This window comes from Streptomyces sp. CG4 (genome assembly GCF_041080655.1).
Lineage (GTDB): Bacteria > Actinomycetota > Actinomycetes > Streptomycetales > Streptomycetaceae > Streptomyces.
Window position 1 is genome coordinate 1 of sequence record NZ_CP163527.1, and the last position, 6,186, is coordinate 6,186.

Sequence of the window (6,186 nt, forward strand, 5' to 3'; positions counted from 1 at the left end):
TGGCAATGCCCTATCCTCGCAGGGAGCGATCCCCCAACTACTTTCGGCGCGTTGAAGCTTAACTTCTGTGTTCGGCATGGGAACAGGTGTATCCTTCAAGCCATCATCACCACACTAATCCTTTTCAGGATTGAGAGCTTGCACTCTCAAAACTAAACAATATCTATTCTTCTCACGTTCAATCGAAACACCCTAAACTTGGTTAAGTCCTCGACCGATTAGTAATGGTCCGCTCCATGCCTCGCGGCACTTCCACTTCCATCCTATCTACCTCATCATCTCTGAGGGGTCTTACTTCCATAAGGAATGGGAAATCTCATCTTGAGGCGAGTTTCACGCTTAGATGCTTTCAGCGTTTATCTCATCCATACATAGCTACCCAGCGATGCTCCTGGCGGAACAACTGGTACACCAGCGGTATGTCCATCCCGGTCCTCTCGTACTAAGGACAGGTCCTCTCAAATTTCCTACGCCCGCGACGGATAGGGACCGAACTGTCTCACGACGTTCTGAACCCAGCTCGCGTACCGCTTTAATGGGCGAACAGCCCAACCCTTGGGACCGACTACAGCCCCAGGATGCGATGAGCCGACATCGAGGTGCCAAACCTCCCCGTCGATGTGGACTCTTGGGGAGATAAGCCTGTTATCCCCAGGGTAGCTTTTATCCGTTGAGCGATGGCCCTTCCATGCGGAACCACCGGATCACTAAGCCCGACTTTCGTCCCTGCTCGACCTGTCTGTCTCGCAGTCAAGCTCGCTTGTGCCTTTACACTCTGCGAATGATTTCCAACCATTCTGAGCGAACCTTTGGGCGCCTCCGTTATCTTTTGGGAGGCGACCGCCCCAGTCAAACTGCCCACCTGACACTGTCTCCCACCACGATCAGTGGTGCGGGTTAGAGTGATCATAATGCAAGGGTAGTATCCCACCAACGCCTCTGCCAAAACTAGCGTCCTGGCTTCTATGGCTCCTACCTATCCTGTACAAGCAGTACAAGCACTCAATATCAAGCTACAGTAAAGCTCCATGGGGTCTTTCCGTCCTGTCGCGGGTAGCCTGCATCTTCACAGGCAATTCAATTTCACCGAGTCTCTCGTTGAGACAGTGCCCAGATCGTTACGCCTTTCGTGCGGGTCGGAACTTACCCGACAAGGAATTTCGCTACCTTAGGACCGTTATAGTTACGGCCGCCGTTTACTGGGGCTTCAATTCAGGGCTTCGCCGAAGCTAACTCTTCCTTTTAACCTTCCAGCACCGGGCAGGCGTCAGCCCCTATACTTCATCTTACGATTTTGCAGAAACCTGTGTTTTTGATAAACAGTCGCCTGGGCCTTTTCACTGCGGCTGATCTTGCGATCAGCACCCCTTCTCCCGAAGTTACGGGGTCATTTTGCCGAGTTCCTTAACGAGAGTTCGCTCGCTCACCTTAGGATTCTCTCCTCGACTACCTGTGTCGGTTTGCGGTACGGGCAGTTGATTATTCGCTAGAAGCTTTTCTCGGCAGCGTGACATCAACGACTTCGCTACTATAATTTCGCTCCCCGTCACAGCTTGTCAACCCGCTGATAAGCATTTGACTCATCAACTGACTTACTGCTTGGCCGGACACTTCCAATCGTCCGGATCGCTTAGCCTTCTGCGTCACTCCATCATTCAAGCACAATCAACTGGTACAGGAATATCAACCTGTTGTCCATCGTCTACGCCTCTCGGCCTCGACTTAGGTCCCGACTAACCCTGGGAGGACGAGCCTTCCCCAGGAAACCTTAGTCATTCGGTGGACAGGATTCTCACCTGTCTTTCGCTACTCATACCGGCATTCTCACTTCCAAGCGCTCCACCAGTCCTCACGGTCTGACTTCATCGCCCTTGGAACGCTCTCCTACCAACATCCAAAGGTCGCATCCGCAGCTTCGGTAATATGCTTAGCCCCGGTACATTTTCGGCGCAGAGTCACTCGACTAGTGAGCTATTACGCACTCTTTAAATGATGGCTGCTTCTGAGCCAACATCCTAGTTGTCTGTGCAATTCCACATCCTTTTCCACTTAGCATATATTTAGGGACCTTAGCTGATGATCTGGGCTGTTCCCCTTTCCACGATGGATCTTATCACTCACCGTGTGACTCCCGAGATAAAAATCAATGGCATTCGGAGTTTATCTGAAGTCAGTAACCCATGACGGGCCCCTAGTCCAAACAGTGCTCTACCTCCAAGATGATTCTAAACCTCGAGGCTCCCCCTAAAGAGATTTCGGAGAGAACCAGCTATCTCCAAGTTCGTTTGGAATTTCACCGCTACCCACACCTCATCCCAACCATTTTCAACTGATACGGGTTCGGTCCTCCAGTGCGTTTTACCGCACCTTCAACCTGGACATGGGTAGGTCACCTGGTTTCGGGTACATAACTGCGTACTTCGTACGCCCATTTCAGACTCGCTTTCGCTGCGGCTCCGGTTTTTCCACCTTAACCTTGCACGCAATCATGACTCGCCGGTTCATTCTGCAAGAGGCACGCCGTCACACGTAAATGTGCTCCGACAGCTTGTAGGCACATGGTTTCAGGAACTGTTTCACTCCCCTCCCGGGGTGCTTTTCACCTTTCCCTCACGGTACTGGTTCACTATCGGTCACTAGGGAGTATTTAGCCTTGCGAGATGGTCCTCGCGGATTCCGACGGGGTTTCACGTGTCCCGCCGTACTCAGGATCCTGAACTGAGAGTGTGACGTTTCGTTTACTGGGCTATCACCATCTTTGGCGTCGCTTCCCAACGACTTCAACTACGTCGCACTTTGGTAACTCAAATGTTCAGTCCTACAACCCCAACAAGCAAGCTCGTTGGTTTGGGCTCTTCCCGTTTCGCTCGCCGCTACTCAGGGAATCGAATTTTCTTTCTCTTCCTGCAGCTACTTAGATGTTTCAGTTCACTGCGTCTACCGCCTGACAGCTATGTATTCACTGCTCAGGCAATCATCGACTAAGATGATTGGGTTTCCCATTCGGAAATCTCCGGATCAAAGCGTACTTACCGCTCCCCGAAGCATATCGGTGTTAGTCCCGTCCTTCATCGGCTCCTAGTACCAAGGCATTCACCATGCGCCCTTCATAACTTAACCTTGATGATCTTACGATCACCTCAGTTATTGAGTATGCGATTAATTTCGTTAATAAAACTCAAATAAGTTTTCAAAGTGTTCTCGGTTTAATTGAGAATTCGGGATAAAGAACCTCCTGCTTGCAAATATTATTTAGTTTTCAAATTACAAGCTGAGGGTAAACCCCTCAAAACTGAACTTATCAGGCGTGTTTCAACCAACTGAATGTGTAAAGGTTTCAGACCGATTAATTCCTTAGAAAGGAGGTGATCCAGCCGCAGGTTCTCCTACGGCTACCTTGTTACGACTTCACCCTAATCATCTGCCCCACCTTAGGCGGCTAGCTCCCGAAGGTTACCCCACCGACTTTGGGTGTTGCAAACTCTCATGGTGTGACGGGCGGTGTGTACAAGGCCCGGGAACGTATTCACCGCGGCATGCTGATCCGCGATTACTAGCGATTCCGACTTCGTGCAGGCGAGTTGCAGCCTGCAGTCCGAACTGAGAACGGTTTTAAGAGATTAGCTTGCCCTCGCGAGTTCGCGACTCGTTGTACCGTCCATTGTAGCACGTGTGTAGCCCAGGTCATAAGGGGCATGATGATCTGACGTCGTCCCCACCTTCCTCCGGTTTGTCACCGGCAGTCTCACTAGAGTGCCCAACTGAATGCTGGCAACTAGTAACAAGGGTTGCGCTCGTTGCGGGACTTAACCCAACATCTCACGACACGAGCTGACGACGACCATGCACCACCTGTCATTGCGTTCCCGAAGGAAACGCCCTATCTCTAGGGTTGGCGCAAGATGTCAAGACCTGGTAAGGTTCTTCGCGTAGCTTCGAATTAAACCACATGCTCCACCGCTTGTGCGGGCCCCCGTCAATTCCTTTGAGTTTCAACCTTGCGGTCGTACTCCCCAGGCGGAGTGCTTAATGCGTTAGCTCCGGCACTGAAGGGCGGAAACCCTCCAACACCTAGCACTCATCGTTTACGGCATGGACTACCAGGGTATCTAATCCTGTTCGCTACCCATGCTTTCGAGCCTCAGCGTCAGTTGCAGACCAGGACAGCCGCCTTCGCCACTGGTGTTCTTCCATATATCTACGCATTCCACCGCTACACATGGAGTTCCACTGTCCTCTTCTGCACTCAAGTCTGATCCAGTTTCCGATGCACTTCTTTGGTTAAGCCAAAGGCTTTCACATCAGACTTATCAAACCGCCTGCGCTCGCTTTACGCCCAATAAATCCGGATAACGCTTGCCACCTACGTATTACCGCGGCTGCTGGCACGTAGTTAGCCGTGACTTTCTGGTTAGATACCGTCAACTGCGTGAACAGTTGCTCTCACGCACGTTCTTCTCTAACAACAGAGCTTTACGAGCCGAAACCCTTCTTCACTCACGCGGTTGCTCCATCAGGCTTGCGCCCATTGTGGAAGATTCCCTACTGCTGCCTCCCGTAGGAGTATGGACCGTGTCTCAGTTCCATTGTGGCCGATCAGTCTCTCAACTCGGCTACGCATCATCGCCTTGGTAGGCCGTTACCCCACCAACAAGCTAATGCGCCGCAGGTCCATCCCAAAGTGATAGCCGAAGCCATCTTTTAAATTTGAATCATGCGATTCAAATTGTTATGCGGTATTAGCATCTGTTTCCAAATGTTATCCCCCGCTTTGGGGCAGGTTACCTACGTGTTACTCACCCGTCCGCCACTCGCTGGTAAACCAACGTCAAGTCCGTGCAAGCACGTTCAATCAGTTGGGCCAACGCGTTCGACTTGCATGTATTAGGCACACCGCCGGCGTTCATCCTGAGCCAGGATCAAACTCTCATATAAAATATAAGAACTTGAAAAGCTCAAATTTAAATTAAGCGAATTGACTTCGCAAATGTTTTTGCATCAATCATCAATGATTGATGACCCTACACATTTGTGTTCGTCGAAACTGTATTCAGTTTTCAAAGGTCTACCTTCCTTAACCAAGAGGCGGTAGATTAAAGCCGCGCTGACTGCATTGGCAATAGTCGTAGCAATTGCCGTTCCATCCGAACTCATCTGAAAGCCAATTACCAAAATCAGGTTCAAAACCACATTGACCATTCCCGAAAACATTAAACAAAACAAAGGTCGCTTGGTATCGCCAACTGCTCTTAAAACTGCATTGCCAAAATCATAAATCATTAAAAACGGCATACCAAGAAAGTACAGTTTTAAATAGCTGACCGCTAACGGCATAATACTGGCTGGTGTATCAAGCAGACCTAAAATCGGCTTAGCAATCAGGCAGCCGACCGTCAGCATAATCAGCCCACTGATCAATGCCACCGAAAAACCAGTATGCATCGCCGCGTTGACTCGTTCTTTCTTGCCTGCCCCAACCAAACCAGCAATCAATACGTTTGAACCAATTGAAAGTCCTGTAAACAGCATCACCACGATATTGATGACTGGCGCATTGGAACCTACCGCGGCCATGGCATTACTTGAGGCAAAACGCCCAGCTACCGCCATATCAGTCGCATTAAACAGCTGCTGCAAGGTACTCATCAAAGCAATTGGAATCGCTACTTTACACATTTTACCGAAGATGCCACCCTCAAGCATGTTGAGTTGGTGAGAAGGTCTCGTCGCTTCTTCGTCCATTAGATAAATTCACTCTCTTTTCTCTACAAAATTGCACAAAGGCTAGTGTAACGCTTATTTTGACGCAATAAAACCCAAAACTGACAATTGGCACGATTCCTTCAAATCTAAAGCAGCCGCCAATTGAAAATCAGTAAATATTTTTATCTGCCGCTACATTTTAAGCACACCCCGGCATAATCATTTTGAAGGCAATTCTAATTGGAAGTGAGTCTAATATGACTAAAAAGATAAAAGGTAAAACAGAGTATTGGTAGAAAAGAGTCTGTCCATTAACAACTGCCAAACATTCAACGGCAGTTATCTCATTTTGCAGGAACTGATTGACCATGGGGAAAGCCTCCGTATTCTGATTGGTTTTTAGCGATTTCAATCATACGGGGAAGGCTTTCCCTTTTTCAATACCCTCAAGGTATCAATTTACACAAAATATTTTACACTCCC

Annotated in this window: 1 protein-coding gene and 3 rRNA genes; all 4 read right to left on the reverse strand. The window is 49.3% G+C overall.

Going from position 1 to position 6,186, the window contains the following annotated elements:
- Positions 1-114, reverse strand: a 5S ribosomal RNA gene (gene rrf, locus AB5L52_RS46550); the annotation flags it as partial.
- An 84-nt stretch (positions 115-198) separates the two neighbouring features.
- A 23S ribosomal RNA gene (locus AB5L52_RS46555) occupies positions 199-3,120 on the reverse strand.
- A gap of 238 nt (positions 3,121-3,358) precedes the next feature.
- Positions 3,359-4,935, reverse strand: a 16S ribosomal RNA gene (locus AB5L52_RS46560).
- A 63-nt stretch (positions 4,936-4,998) separates the two neighbouring features.
- Entirely contained in the window at positions 4,999-5,742 is a 744-nt protein-coding gene (locus AB5L52_RS46565; RefSeq protein WP_369369216.1) for an MATE family efflux transporter, read from the reverse strand.
- Between the last annotated feature and the right edge of the window lie 444 nt (positions 5,743-6,186).